The sequence below is a fragment of the Pseudomonas triticifolii genome (genome assembly GCF_014358015.1).
GTDB classification, from domain to species: Bacteria; Pseudomonadota; Gammaproteobacteria; order Pseudomonadales; family Pseudomonadaceae; genus Aquipseudomonas; species Aquipseudomonas triticifolii.
On the sequence record NZ_JACONV010000004.1, the window covers coordinates 1 to 13,745 of the forward strand.

At 56.9% G+C, this 13,745-nt stretch carries 15 protein-coding genes; 6 read left to right on the forward strand and 9 right to left on the reverse strand.

The features are described from left to right. The 7 genes from H8S56_RS08890 to H8S56_RS08920 form a co-directional block, all read right to left on the reverse strand. Positions 1 to 558: calcium-binding protein (locus tag H8S56_RS08890; protein WP_408003788.1), on the reverse strand; the 558-nt coding region annotated here is incomplete at its 3' end. A 375-nt stretch (positions 559 to 933) separates the two neighbouring features. Then, positions 934 to 2,289 carry a flagellar hook protein FlgE gene (flgE, locus tag H8S56_RS08895; RefSeq protein ID WP_187518434.1) on the reverse strand — a complete coding sequence of 452 codons (1,356 nt, stop codon included), beginning with the start codon at positions 2,287 to 2,289 and terminating at the stop codon, positions 934 to 936. Between the two features lie 28 nt (positions 2,290 to 2,317). Beyond that, on the reverse strand, positions 2,318 to 2,995 hold the full coding sequence (flgD, locus tag H8S56_RS08900; RefSeq protein WP_187518435.1) for a flagellar hook assembly protein FlgD: 678 nt from the start codon (positions 2,993 to 2,995) through the stop codon (positions 2,318 to 2,320). Between the two features lie 15 nt (positions 2,996 to 3,010). Further along, on the reverse strand, positions 3,011 to 3,451 hold the full coding sequence (flgC, locus tag H8S56_RS08905) for a flagellar basal body rod protein FlgC (RefSeq protein WP_024689540.1): 441 nt from the start codon (positions 3,449 to 3,451) through the stop codon (positions 3,011 to 3,013). 3 nt (positions 3,452 to 3,454) lie between these two features. Beyond that, entirely contained in the window at positions 3,455 to 3,862 is a 408-nt protein-coding gene (gene flgB, locus H8S56_RS08910; protein WP_024689541.1) for a flagellar basal body rod protein FlgB, read from the reverse strand. A gap of 349 nt (positions 3,863 to 4,211) precedes the next feature. Further along, on the reverse strand, positions 4,212 to 5,039 hold the full coding sequence (gene cheR / locus H8S56_RS08915) for a protein-glutamate O-methyltransferase CheR (protein WP_163032083.1): 828 nt from the start codon (positions 5,037 to 5,039) through the stop codon (positions 4,212 to 4,214). A 52-nt stretch (positions 5,040 to 5,091) separates the two neighbouring features. Next, positions 5,092 to 6,018, reverse strand: a complete 927-nt coding sequence (locus tag H8S56_RS08920; protein ID WP_187518436.1) for a chemotaxis protein CheV — start codon at positions 6,016 to 6,018, stop codon at positions 5,092 to 5,094. Between the two features lie 77 nt (positions 6,019 to 6,095). Between H8S56_RS08920 and flgA the strand changes: the two genes are divergently transcribed. From flgA to H8S56_RS08940, 4 genes are all read left to right on the forward strand, one after another. Continuing rightward, positions 6,096 to 6,854, forward strand: a complete 759-nt coding sequence (gene flgA / locus H8S56_RS08925; RefSeq protein ID WP_024689544.1) for a flagellar basal body P-ring formation chaperone FlgA — start codon at positions 6,096 to 6,098, stop codon at positions 6,852 to 6,854. 160 nt (positions 6,855 to 7,014) lie between these two features. Continuing rightward, entirely contained in the window at positions 7,015 to 7,332 is a 318-nt protein-coding gene (gene flgM, locus H8S56_RS08930) for a flagellar biosynthesis anti-sigma factor FlgM (RefSeq protein ID WP_024689545.1), read from the forward strand. A gap of 49 nt (positions 7,333 to 7,381) precedes the next feature. Then, on the forward strand, positions 7,382 to 7,849 hold the full coding sequence (locus H8S56_RS08935; RefSeq protein ID WP_024689546.1) for a flagella synthesis protein FlgN: 468 nt from the start codon (positions 7,382 to 7,384) through the stop codon (positions 7,847 to 7,849). An 82-nt stretch (positions 7,850 to 7,931) separates the two neighbouring features. Continuing rightward, a complete protein-coding gene (locus tag H8S56_RS08940) occupies positions 7,932 to 8,678 on the forward strand; it encodes a flagellar brake protein (RefSeq protein WP_187518437.1) in 747 nt (248 codons plus the stop codon). 114 nt (positions 8,679 to 8,792) lie between these two features. Here the strand turns inward: H8S56_RS08940 and H8S56_RS08945 are convergent, their stop codons facing one another. Both H8S56_RS08945 and H8S56_RS08950 read right to left on the reverse strand, forming a co-directional pair. After that, on the reverse strand, positions 8,793 to 10,184 hold the full coding sequence (locus tag H8S56_RS08945) for an MFS transporter (protein WP_024695960.1): 1,392 nt from the start codon (positions 10,182 to 10,184) through the stop codon (positions 8,793 to 8,795). A 54-nt stretch (positions 10,185 to 10,238) separates the two neighbouring features. Continuing rightward, positions 10,239 to 11,480, reverse strand: a complete 1,242-nt coding sequence (locus tag H8S56_RS08950; RefSeq protein ID WP_187518551.1) for a glutamine synthetase family protein — start codon at positions 11,478 to 11,480, stop codon at positions 10,239 to 10,241. A gap of 386 nt (positions 11,481 to 11,866) precedes the next feature. Here H8S56_RS08950 and vioA point away from each other — a divergent pair, with 386 nt between their 5' ends. Together vioA and H8S56_RS08960 are read left to right on the forward strand one after the other, a co-directional pair. Continuing rightward, on the forward strand, positions 11,867 to 12,985 hold the full coding sequence (gene vioA / locus H8S56_RS08955) for a dTDP-4-amino-4,6-dideoxy-D-glucose aminotransferase VioA (protein ID WP_024689550.1): 1,119 nt from the start codon (positions 11,867 to 11,869) through the stop codon (positions 12,983 to 12,985). Further along, the gene (locus H8S56_RS08960) at positions 12,985 to 13,710 is read left to right on the forward strand and encodes a methyltransferase domain-containing protein (RefSeq protein ID WP_187518438.1); all 726 of its coding nucleotides are present in this window, start codon (positions 12,985 to 12,987) and stop codon (positions 13,708 to 13,710) included. Before vioA ends, H8S56_RS08960 begins: the two co-directional genes overlap by 1 nt. The last annotated feature ends 35 nt before the right edge of the window (positions 13,711 to 13,745 follow it).

A 13,745-nucleotide genomic window follows, 5' to 3' on the forward strand; every position in this document is an offset into this window, starting at 1 on the left:
GTACAACGTGTCATTACCCGAACCGCCGGTGATGACGTTGTCGATGTCGTTGCCATAACCGGTAAAGGCACCAGCACCGACATAGGTCAGGCGTTCGACGTTAGCAGCCAGGACGGTGTTGTTGGGACTGATCACCGACACGCGAACCTCATCATCACCGCCGCCGGCCTGCTCGATGATGGCAGGGGTGAACCCCATGTTGACGTTGTAGACATCGTCGCCAGTTCCTCCTTCCAGTCGTAACCCTACGATCCCGTTGTACGGGCCGGCGGTGATGACGTCGTTGAAAGCAGAGCCGATGACGGTTTCTATACCATTCAGAGTATCCCCCTCCGCGTCGCCACCCTGTCCAACAACTCCAACTCCCAAGCGAATATTTATACTGATACCTTCTGTAGATGCCGAATAGTCAACAGTATCTGAACCAGCACCGCCATCGATTTTGTCCGCGCCAGCAGTACCCTTGATCAGGTCGTTGCCGCCCAGAGCGTTGATCTCATCATCCTCTGCGGTACCAATTAGTACATCTGCGCCAGCTGTTCCATTAATTACTGCCATTTGCTTCTTCCCTGTTTTTTGCTTTAAGGATGTTGGACGGAGTCTCAAAAAATCATTAGCTGCTTACAACATTCAAGCAAGAAGCTCTACAGAGTTTTTCGGCTGCCTCGAGCAAAGCTTAAGCAGAAATCTCGTCTATATGTAAGTAAACTTTAAGCAAACACTGACGTTGTAACGATTGATTTCATTAAAAAGTTACGTTATGAAATGTAACTTAGGGGCCTTTCAGAAATATCAACACAAACATCAGTCGCTTCCTACACTACTGCCAACACCCCTGCGACACCTATCGAAAACACTTGAAAAAGTCAATCACCAAAAACAAAAAAGCCCCTGTTTAGAGGGGCTTATTTTTTAGTTGCAAAACCGACGTTATCACGTCATCTGAATAGTGGTCTGCATGATAGTGCTCTGCGTCGAGATGGTCTTCGCGTTCGCCTGATAGTTGCTCTGTGCCTTGATCAGGTTGACGAGTTCCATGGTCAGGTCAACGTTGGACTCTTCCAGCGCCTGGCCGGTGATGTAACCCAGGGTACCGGACTCCGGCGTGCCGCTGACCGGTACGCCGGACGCGAAGGTTTCACGCCAGTTGGTACCGCCAGCCTGTGCCAGACCCTGCACGTTGGCGAAGTTGGTCAGCGACACCTGACCGATCACCTGCGACTTGCCGTTGGTGTAGGTGGCGAACAGGTTACCGGTCGCATCCACGCTCATCGCGCTGAGCTGGCCAGTGGCGTAGCCATCCTGGTCCTGAGTGTTCAGGCCGGATACCGAAGCGGTCTGGGTGATGCCAGACATGTTGAGCTTGATATCAGCAGCACCCGTGGCACCGTTTGCCACCCAGGTCGCGGTCGCGCCCGAACCGGTCTGCACGCCCGGTACCCAGTTGGCAATGGTGAACGTGCCATCGGTATTGAACGTGATGTTGGCGCTATCGGTTGGCTTATCGATAGGCGGCGTAGACGTCGACGGCGTACCAGGCGTAGCGATCACCAATTTGCCGCCGGAGTCGAAGCTCAGGTCGTTCTTGTCGGGCACGGTCGACGTTGGATCGGAAATGCTGCGTCCGTCCATCAGCGAGTACATGGACCAGGAGTTGGTGCCGGTCTTCACGAAATACTGATCCAGGGTGTGCGCATTGCCCTGAGAGTCGTAAGTCGGGGTGCTGTACTTCATATTGTAGGTTTTGGTGTCGGTCGCATCGAACGTTGTGAGGCTCGGCAGTGCTGTCGTCGAGTTCAGGTTGGCGACGTTGGTAATCGCACTGGTCGCTTTGGGATCAAGGTTGGACGAGTCCACGCGCAGATCACTCAACGCTCCGGTCACGACGTTGCCATTGGCATCAACGTTATAGCCCTGCAGTTTCATGCCGCCGCTGTTGACGACGAAACCTTCCTTGTCGGTGTGAAATGCACCGGCACGGGTATACAGCTTCTCGCCGTTGTTGCTGAGCTGGAAGAACCCGTTGCCGTTGATGGCAAGGTCCAGGCTGTTGGCGGTGCCGGTGGTCAGGTTGCCCTGGGAAAACTGCTGGGAGACCGCCGCGGTACTCACACCGCTGCCCACGTTGGTCTGGCCGGAAGTACCGCGAATCGACTGCGCGTACTGGTCCGCGAATTCCGCACGGGAAGACTTGAAACCAGTGGTCGCTACGTTGGCAATGTTGTTGCCGGTAACGTCAAGACTCTTGTTCGCAGCATAGAGCCCACTAAGACCGATATTGAAAGACATATTTCACTCCTGCGCCGTCTGGTCGGCTCTATATTCCGATCGTTTGAACTTTGGACAGGGCAATACTGCCGCTACCCAGGTTGAGCATTGTTTCTGCACCATTGACGCCCAGCGTGACGCTGTTGACCGTCGCTGGCAGGTACGTCGACAACTGGGTGTTCTTGCCGTCAATCGAGCCTTCAGCCTTGAAGGTGTAATTGCCGGCCGGTGCAACGGTTCCATCGCTGGCCATACCGTCCCAGGCAAAGCTGGCGGTGCCGGCTTTCTGAGCACCCAGATCGACGGTGTCGACCAGGTTGGACTGCGAGTCGTAGATCTTGACCGATGTCACCGAGCTGGCGCCCGGTACCACGATCGAGCCGGTCATGCCCTTGGCGGTATCCACCGTGGTGGAGCCCGACTCGATGATCACCGAGCGCCCCACCAGCGAAGAAGCCTGCAGGGCCTGCGAGGACTTGTAGCTGGTGGCGATGGAATCAACCGTCGACGTCAGGTTCTGCATGCTTTCGAGGCTGCTGAACTGAGCCAGCTGCGCCACGAACTGCGTGTTGTCTTGAGGGTCCAGCGGGTTCTGGTTCTTCATCTGCGTGACGAGCAGTTGCAGAAACGCATCTTTGCCCAGCGTGCCGGTCGAATCAGTCTTCGTCGGCGTCGGGTTTTGCAGCGTATTCAGAAAACTCGTCGAGATATCGTTTTCAACGGCCATGTCGTTCGCCTTCTATCACTGACCGAGGGTCAGAACCTTCTGCATCATGGATTTTGCGGTGTTCATGATTTCGGCGTTGGTCTGGAACGAACGACTCGCAGAAATCATGTCGGCCATTTCTTCCACAACGTTGACGTTGGGGTAGTAGACATACCCGTTCTTGTCAGCCGAAGGATGATTAGGCTCGTAGCGCGCTTCAAGGTTGGAACTGTCTTCGATGATGCCGTTGACCTGAACGCCCTGCCCGGCTTCGCCTTGATCCTGAAACAGCGAGCCGCCTGTGGATTGCTGGTTCTGCATCACCGTGGCAAACACTGGGTGACGGGCGCGATAGGTCTGGTCCATGCTCGAGGAAACGGTCTCGGCGTTGGCGATGTTACTGGCCGTGGTGTTCAGACGTGTGGTCTGGGCACTCATGGCGCTGCCGGCAATGTTGAACACATTGGCTAGGGACATGAATTACTCTCCGCGAAGGGCTGCAACCAGCCCTTTGAACTTGCTGTTGAGCAGTGTGAAACTGGCCTGGAAGCCCATGGCGTTCTCGGTGTAGCTGGCCTGCTCGACCTGGGAATCAACCGTGTTCTGGTCCAGCGACGGCTGCGACGGCGTGCGGTACATCAGCGTACCGTCCTGATTGCTCATGCCCTCGGCTTCGATGTGACGGCCGTTGGTCATGCTCAACGAGACGCGACCGTTCTGAACCTTGTCGTTCTCGGCAGCCAGCACCGAGGAAAAGTCCAGGTCGCGAGCCTTGAAGTTCGGGGTATCGGCGTTGGAAATGTTATTGGCCAACACTTCTGCACGCTGAGCCCGGAAGTTCAGAGCCTTTTCGTGGATGCCTAATGCTTTGTCGAAGCTGATGCTCATGTCGGGAAACCTTTGCCGGTTGACCTGATTCTGTTGTTACTGACAAAGCAATCGGCGTGCCACTTCTCAAAAGCCAATGATTACGGGGCTCTCGGCCAGCGGCAAAGCGGCAATGCCAGAAAAGCGGCAAGGCATTTCCGCTGTGGCGAGGTAAAGCGGCAAGACAGGTGCCGTTTTTTTGCCAGTATTGGATGGCAACCCGACGCTGCGCGGCCTTATCCATTCAGTCGCCAAAAACGCCAGACAGGGGTTTGGTTGCCGATGCACTGTCATGTCACGTCGACAAAAAACACACCCACAAAAAAAGAGACTCGAAAGTCTCTTTTTTTGGTTGATATCCAGCCCGTCATCACTTGGCCTTGTAGATGATCCCCGGACTGCACTGAACCATCTGATAATGATCCGGCAAACCATTGAGCGCTTCGGAGGCTCCCAGGAACAGATAGCCGCCCGGCTTGAGCGTGCCATGGATGCGCAGCAGGATGTCTTTCTTCACTTCTGCCGAGAAATAGATCAGCACGTTGCGGCAGAACACGATGTCGAACTTGCCCAGCGCAGCGTAGCTGTCGAGCAGGTTGAAGGAACGAAACTCCACGCGACTCTTGATCGGTGCCTTGACGACCCAGCGGCCCGGGCTCTTGACGTCGAAGAAGCGCTGCAGGCGATCCGGCGACAAGCCACGGCCGATGGCAAGACTGTCGTATTCACCGGTCTTGCAGTTGTTGAGCATCGCACCCGACAGGTCGGTGGCAACGATCTGTGCGCCGGACTTGAGCTGGCCAGGGTTGGCGCGCTCGAATTCATCGATGGACATCGACAGCGAATACGGCTCCTGACCCGACGAGCAGGCAGCGGACCAAATGCGCAGGCGCTGACCAGGACTGGCCTTGATCTGCTCGGGCAACACCTTGTTCTTCAGCACTTCAAAGGGATAGGTGTCGCGAAACCACAGGGTTTCGTTGGTCGTCATCGCATCGACCACTTGCTCACGCAAACCACTGCGCGGCTGCGTCTGGATGCGTTGAACCAACTCGCCAAGCGACTTGATGCTTTGCTGCTCCATCAGTTTGTTGAGACGACTGGACACCAGGTACTGCTTGTTCTCCCCAAGCAGAATGCCACAGGCTTTTTCCAGAAATACCCGGAACTGATCAAAATCCAAATTACCCGTAGACAAGGTGCAGCCTCTCAAAATCAGGTGAATCACCGTGGGCGACGCCCACAACTTATTATTCTGCTGCCTTGATCCGTGCCACAACCCTGGCTGCCAGATCATCAGGCCGGAATTTCGCAAGGAAATCGTCAGCACCGACTTTCTTGACCATCGCCTGGTTGAAAACACCGGAAAGCGAGGTATGCAGGGTGATGTGCATTTGCTGCATGCGCGGATCGCTACGAATCGCAGCGGTTAGGGTATAGCCATCCATCTCCGGCATTTCAATGTCGGAGATCATCATCAGAAATTCTTCGTGAGGTTTTTTGCCCTCTTCGACCATCTTGCGCAAGTAATCGAGTGCCTGTCGACCATCATTCAACGCGACCACTTCCACGCCGACGGTTTCAAGACAGCGACTGACCTGCTTGCGCGCCACCGAAGAATCGTCGACGGTCAGCACCCGCATCGAGACGGCTTTGTGATGAACCTCTTCATCAATGACGCCCACCGACACCTCTTCGGAAATAGGTGCGACCTCGGCGAGAATTTTCTCGACGTCGATGATTTCCACCAACTGATTATCCACCCGCGTGACCGCGGTCAGATAATGGTCGCGCCCTGTACCCTTGGGTGGCGGATGAATCTCTTCCCAGTTCATGTTGACGATGCGCTCGACCGAGTGCACCAGAAAACCCTGAACCTTGGTGTTGTATTCAGTGATGATTACAAAGGAGTTGGGCAGCGAAATCATACCCTTGCCGCCAGTCGCCATCGCCAGATCCATGATCGGAATCGTGCCGCCGCGAATGCTCGCCACGCCCCGCACGATCGGGCTCGACTTGGGCATGATGGTAAGTTTCGGGCATTGCAGTACTTCTTTGACCTTGAACACGTTAATCCCATAGAGCTGCTTGCCGTCGAGACGGAACAAGAGCAACTCCAGGCGATTCTGACCCACCAGCTGAGTTCGCTGGTTTACCGAATCCATTACACCTGCCATGCCGACCCCCCTTGCCAAAGTGACCGTTCTCCACACACCAGACTGGTAAGCGGCACGGGCTTTGCTTTTTATACGTTATGAACGCACAGACGACAATTTCTCGACACATCGCATTAGAAACCCGCAGGCTCCTGTGCGCAATCGGCTTGCTGTGCCTTTTCAGCGCCGCAAATGTCAGCCGCGCTGAGAATTTCACACTGCCTGAACAGCTTATCGGCGTCACCCAAGGGTTTCTTGAGTTCACAGTAGAAGACTATTTGGCAACCAACCAGATTGACGGGCGTCACGACATTCAGGTCAAGCAACTGGACCCGCGGTTGCGCATGGCTTCGTGCGACAAGGATTTGACAGCAACACTGGAAAGCCCGCGCCCGGTCGGCAGGGTGACAGTGAAGGTGCGCTGCGAAGGGTCGTCGCCATGGACGGTGTTCGTCCCTGCGCAAGTGCAGCTGTTTCGCAACGTGGTGACCGTTGTGCGGCCCATGAAACGCGATGCGATTGTCAGCGAAGACGATGTCGCCCTGCGCGAGCGGGATGTCAGCAGCCTGGGGCTCGGGTTTCTCGCTTCACTGGATCAGGCCGTGGGACAGAAAGTCCTACGACCAATGGTCATTGATCAGGTCGTGACCCCGGTGGCGCTGGAGCAGCCACAAATGATTCACAAAGGTGATCAGGTGATCATCATTGCACGGAGCGGCTCGCTGGCCGTGCGCATGCCGGGCGAGGCGCTGTCGGACGGCAGCTTCAACGAGCAGATACGAGTGAAGAACCTGAACTCGAATCGTGTCATCAAGGCCAACGTGACTGGCCCCGGACAGGTGGAAGTCGCCATGTGAGCATATTGATGCTGGCGTAGAACGGGCGTTTTTTCTAGACTGCGGCAACTATCCGACGGTGAAAGCCTCTATTGAGAAGCTTTATCACGACGAGCCTAAAGTTTTATCGGGGATGGCCGAAAACAAGGCAAGCGTCCAAACACCCAGAGGTTTTTCAGTCATGGTCATAGATTTTAATCGCCTTAACAGCTCCCAGCCCGTCGGTGGCGCATCGCGTACCGGCGCTCCAAAAGAATCCAGCAAGACCGATGCAGCGATCCCTGCTGGCAGCACCGCAGGTGTGAAAAGCACCGGGGAAACCGTTTCATTGAGCAGTGAGGCTCAACAGTTGCAGAAAATCACTGACAAGCTTGCCGATCTGCCGACCGTTAACAGCGCTCGTGTTGCAGAACTCAAGCAAGCCATTGCAGACGGTACTTACACAGTAGACAGCAACCGTGTAGCCAGCAAGTTGCTGAATTTCGAAACCCAACGCTAGCCCTCGGCTCGCGCTGGATATTCTGGACGCTTAAAAACCAGAGCATGCGATGCAAGACACTATTTTGCTTCAGATGATCACCGACGACATGATTCCTGCCCGACAGCTGCATGAGCTATTGCTGGCTGAATCATTGATCCTGCAAGGCCGCAACATGGCCGATATGGAACATGTGCTGGCGCAGAAACAGGCGCTGGTGATCCTGCTCGAACAGCACGGTCGCAGGCGCAGTCAGGTGTTGACAGGCCTTGGGCTGCCAGCGAACAGGGCTGGACTTGAACAACTGGCCAGCCAGTCGGAAGCTGGCGAGCAGTTGCTGGCAGCGGGCGATGAGCTGAACGCGCTGATTGCCGAATGCCAGACACTCAACGAGCGCAACGGCAGTCTGATCCAGTTGCAACAGGTGAGTACCGCCCATCAGCTTCGCATTCTGAACGGCGGCGATACGCCGACCTTGTACGATAATCGCGGATCCACTGCTGGAAGAGCAAAACCACGCCCCCTAAGTCAGGCGTAACTTCCTGTATAAAGGTTTCGTGCGTAGTGGCAGAATGCCCGCTGTTGCGTTGCCGTAGTATTTTGCCTGGAGATGTAAGAACGTGAATGGCTCAAGTGCGGATGATGCTCCGCAGCCCCCAAAGGTCCTGAATACATCTTTGGAAATCGCCGCTAACCTGCGGTTACTCCTCGAAAGTCATGATCCTTTGATCATTACCTTTCACGAGCGCGCCCAGCGCTTTCAGAGCTACGTTATCGAAGTCGACCGTGACAACAATGTCCTGGCGCTCGACGAAATGATCCCCCGCGATGGCGAACGATTCCTGAGCAACGGCGAGTCCTTCCGTGTGGAAGGTTTTCACGATGGCGTGCGTATTGCCTGGGACAGCTCGGAGCAAATGAGCATCGTCGATAACGACGGTCAGCGTCTGTATCGCGGGTCTTTGCCCGAAGAAGTCATTTACCACCAGCGTCGCAATGCCTTCCGCGCCGCCCTCAAGCTGGCGCAACTGGTCGATGTCGAAATCGGCGGCGACAAGCTCAAATCCCCGCTCACCGGCAAGCTGCTGGATATCTCGGCGACCGGGTGCAAACTGCGCTTTGAAGGCGACGTGTCGGAGCGCATGCAACTGGGACAGGTGTATGAGCGGTTTATCGCCAGGCTGCCGTTCGGTGCGATGACCGCACCCGTGGAGTTGAGGTATCTGCACTTCGAAGAAAGATTTCACACCACCTTTGCCGGTGTACGCTTCCACAACATGAGTGGACTGGTACAGCGGCAGGTCGAGCGTTTTGTGTATCAATTGCAGCGAGAAGCACGACGCTTCGATAAAGACGACGATTTCTGATACCACGCTTGTTTACCGATGATCGCGGCACGCCTGCCGCGATCATGGGCCTATCCCGCCATAACCCTTCGTACCCTATCCGGTTTTACCCAGGCACCGTACTCATCGGTGTTATCACGCCTTCCAGGTCTCATCCTCGCGCTCACGCTCACCCGCGACAGACTCGGTCTCGACAACAGACTCGGGCTCGCGCTCAGGCTCCACGACCGCCGTTTCGACATCAGGCTCCATCTCTGGGTCGGCTGTGGCCTGCATTTGTTCCTGAACCACCTGCTCATCCACACGCGGATCGAGTGCCACCACCAGCGGCGAACTGGACATGCTGTCCGGCATGGCCACGTGATGCAGCGGTGCGTTTTCGACCTGGTGCAAGTGCGTGACGGCCTTCGGACGAATCAGCAAGACCAGAATGGCTGCAGCCCCACAAACGAACACGTACAACATATGCCCGCCAAACATCTTCATGACCACCCCCGCTGCCAACGGGCCGATGCTTGCGCCAATGCCATAGGTCATCAACAGCATGGCCGTCAGCGACACTCGGCGCTCGGCTTCCACGTGGTCGTTGGCGAATGCGACTGCCAGTGGATACAGGCAGAACTGCATCAAAGACGCCAGAAACCCGATCCCGAACAGCACCTCGACCGGCACGCTGGGGAAAATCGCCAGAGGCAATGAAGCAATCACCAGTGCGGCGGCGAACACGCGCATCAGCACCGAACGGTCGTAGCGATCAGACAGCAGCCCCAGCGGCCACTGCACCAGAAACCCCGCCAGAATGCAGCAGCCCATGAACAGACCGACCTGTTCGGTGGTCAGCCCCTGCTCGGCCGCGTAGACCGGTGCCAGGCCGTAAAACGAACCGATGATCAGACCTGCACCCAGCACCGCCGTCAGCGATTGCGGGACACGCTTCATGAAGAAGCGCGGCTCCAGTGGCGCGGGATGCAGCGGCGCGGGGTGAATCGCACGGGTCATGGCGACCGGCACCAGACACAGCGCAAAACACAGCGCGACCAGCATCAGCAACTCAGGGCCGAGCTGCGGATGCACCACCAGCACCAGTTGCCCCAACACCAACCCCAGGTACGACGCGATCATGTAGCCGCTGAACACCATGCCCCGCTGCTTGGCGGCGGCCTGCTCGTTCAGCCAGCTTTCAATGACCATGTACTGACACATCATGCCCAGACCGACAATAACCCGCAGAATAAGCCAGGCCGGCAACCAACTGATCAGGCCGTGGCCCAACACCGCCGCGCCGACGATCCCCGCACAAGTGGCGTAGGCACGGATATGCCCTACCCGACCAATCAGCCGGTGACCGATCTTGCCGCCCAGCACCAGGCCAAAATAGTTGGCAGCCATCAAGGCACCCACCCACAGACTGTCCACCTGATCGGCGGCCAGGCGCAGGGCCAGATATGTACTCAGCAGACCGGAGCCGATCAGCATCATCAACGAGGCAAAATACAGCGCTCGAAAGGACTTCCAGATTTGGCGCATCGACTTTCCAAAAATAGGGAGTCGCCTGAACGGGCGAGCCCCAAACAACGTTCTTTAAATCTGGGCAGCCAGAACGCGCCGCTCCCAGGGGGTGATCTCATCGAGAAAACTGGTCAGTTCCAGCGTCTTCGATGCGATGTAGCCTTCGATGAACTCATGACCAAACAGTTCCTTGGCCAACTGACTGCAGTTCAGACGCTCCAGAGCTGACTGCAAGGTACACGGCAGGGATAATTCTTCGGGCACCTCGATCTCGCCCTGCATTGCAGCCGTAGGCTCGATCCCCTTTTCAATACCATACAGGCCAGCAGCCAGGCTGGCAGCGATGACCAGATACGGATTGGCATCGGCTCCCGGCAAACGATTCTCCACGCGGCGAGCGGACGATGCACTGGCCGGAATGCGCAAACCGGCCGCGCGGTTGTCGTAGGACCAGCAAGCGTTGTTGGGAGACGCGAACGGGTGGAACAGACGTTGATAGGAATTCACATTCGGTGCGAACAACGCCGTGAAGTCGGCCATGCACGCCTGCATACCGCCAATGAAGTGACGGAAAGTTGCCGTTGACTGGCCCTCTTCGTCGCTGAACACATTGCGCCCTGAGACAGCGTCCACCACGCTCTGATGCAGGTGCATCGAACTGCCCGGCGTATGGGCCAGAGGTTTGGCCATGCAGACCACAATTACACCGTGCTTGAGCGCCACTTCCTTGAGCAGGTGCTTGAACAGAAACGTCTGATCGGCCACCTGCAGAGGATCGCCGTGCAACAGGTTGATCTCGAACTGACTGACACCCATCTCGTGCATCACGGTGTCACGTGGCAGCCCTAGCGCCGCCATGCAGGCGTACACCTCTTGGAAAAATGGCCGCAGTCCGTTGTTGGAGCCGATGCTGAACGCCGAGTGACCCCACTCGCGTCGACCGTCGAGCCCCACCGGCGGAACAAATGCCTGCAAAGGGTCCGGGTTGGGCGCGAACACGAAGAACTCCAGTTCGGTCGCCACGACCGGCGCCAATCCGTACTCCGCATAACGGGCAATGACCGCCTTGAGCTGCCCACGGGTGGACAACGGACAACGGGCACCGGATAACTCCTCCGCGTCGCAAATGGCCAGCGCTCGCGGCTGCTCGCTCCAGGGCAGACGGTGAACATCCGCAGGGTCGGCAACCAGTGCAACATCGCCGTCGTCAGCGCCGTAAAAACGCGCGGGAGGATATCCGCCCATGATGCATTGCAGCAGAACACCACGCGCCAGTTGCAGACGTCGTCCTTCCAGAAAGCCTTCACCGCTCATTACCTTGCCGCGCGGCACACCGTTCAGGTCCGGTGTCACACACTCCACTTCATCAATGCCCGTCAACAGCTGGGCCAACTGGCGGGGTTCATGGCGGGTCATCTTTCTGTCCTTGTTATGGGTCCGGGCCGCCGAGCGGCAGTGCGTACAAAATACGCACCGGGCGTTCGGAATTTCAAGCACTGAAACGAGTTCGCGCCACCGCATCCCCGACCTCAGCCGGGGAATTGCTCACCGCAAGGCTTTTGGCGGGTTTCTTGCTTTTAGTCATGACAAAACAGTTCGGCTGCCATTTTTACGTCAAGCGCTGCGAATAAACGCTTAAGCGTCTTAAAAGTGACCTGACGAACCGCACTCTCTCTTGCGACACGAGTCGAGAATTCTTCATGAGCGCACCCATTCCTGTCACTCGTCCTCTGCTGCCGCCCCTGGAGGAATTCATTCCCTATCTGGAGCAGATCTGGGAGAGCCGTCAGTTGACCAACGGCGGACCGTTTCACCAACAGCTGGAATTGGAACTGGCTGACTATCTGGGCGTGGAGCACCTGTCGCTGTTCTCCAACGGCACCCTGGCGCTCATGACCGCGATTCAGGCACTGCGCATCAAAGGCGAAGTCATCACCACGCCCTACTCGTTCGTGGCCACCGCTCACTCATTGCTCTGGAACGGCCTGACCCCGGTATTCGTCGACATTGATCCTGGCACCTACAACCTGGACCCGGACCGCATCGAGGAAGCCATCACGCCTGCGACCACAGCCATTATGCCGGTGCATTGCTATGGCATTCCTTGCGACGTGGATCGTATCCAGCAGATTGCCGATCGTTACGGCCTGAAGGTCATCTACGACGCCGCCCATGCGTTCGGCGTTCAGCATCGCGGTGAAAGCCTGCTCAAGCACGGCGACCTGTCGATTCTGAGTTTTCACGCCACCAAGGTGTTCAATACCTTCGAGGGCGGCGCGATCATCAGCCCCGACCTTAAGACCAAGCAGCGAATCGATTACCTGAAAAACTTCGGCTTCGCGGATGAAGTGACGGTCGTGGCCCCCGGCATCAACGGCAAGATGAGCGAGATCAACGCCGCGTTCGGCCTGCTTCAGCTCAAACATATCGATCAGGCGCTGCTCAAGCGTCAGCGTATCGACGAGCGCTACCGCGATGCGCTGGCGTCAATTCCGGGTATCGAGATCGTCTGGCAGACCCGAGAAAAGCACAATTATTCCTATTTTCCGGTACTGATCAGGGAAGGCTTCGCCCTGTCCCGCGATGCGTTGTACCAGCGCATGCGTGACCACAACATCCTGGCCCGCCGCTATTTCTACCCACTGATTTCGACCTTCCCGATGTACCGGGGCCTGGACTCAGCCAAGCCGGAACGCTTGCCCATCGCCACCGGCCTGTCGAATCAGATTCTGTGCCTGCCCATTTACGACAGCCTGACCGATGAAGCCTTCGACAGCATCATCAAGGTCATCGCCACTGCCAGTAACGAGAACTGCTAATGCGAACATGCCCGGTATGCGCCTGCCGATTTCCGAATTTCTATCCGATGGAAAAAGGTCATCTGCAAATTTTTCACCGCTTGAACGTGTTTTACAGCGTGGACGATTTCGAGACTCTGAACGTTGGCCAATACAGGTGCCCTGAATGCCAGGCCTCGGACCGCGACCGTCTCTACGCGCTGTTCGCGATGCACCTGCTGAACCACCCGCCGGGTCAGGTTTTGCGCATCCTCGACATTGCGCCAGCCGTCGTGCTTTCGAAGTTTCTGCGTAGCCTGCCCAACGCCCGCTATCGCTCAGCCGACCTGTTCTCGCCGCTGGCTGATGATGTGGTGGACATCATGGACATGCACCTGTACGCCGACGAGTCCTTTGATTTCATCGTCTGCTCGCATGTGCTGGAACATGTACCCGACGACCGCAAGGCCATGTCCGAACTGCATCGGGTTCTGGCCAAGGGCGGCTCTGCGATCCTGATGGTGCCGATTCTGCTGACCGCCACCGAAACAGACGAAGACCCCGACGAGAAAAACGTCGATGAACGCTGGGCGCGCTTCGGGCAGGACGACCATGTGCGGATGTACGCCAGACATGATTTCGTATCACGTCTGGAAGCGTCCGGTTTCAAGGTCGACGCTCTGGATTCAGGCTCCTTCGGCGAAGGCGTCTTCCACCAGCACGGGATTACTGATCAGTCGGTTCTGTATGTAGGCCGCAAGGCCTGACGACCGCTGCCGATCACGAATGCCGACCGAGTTGC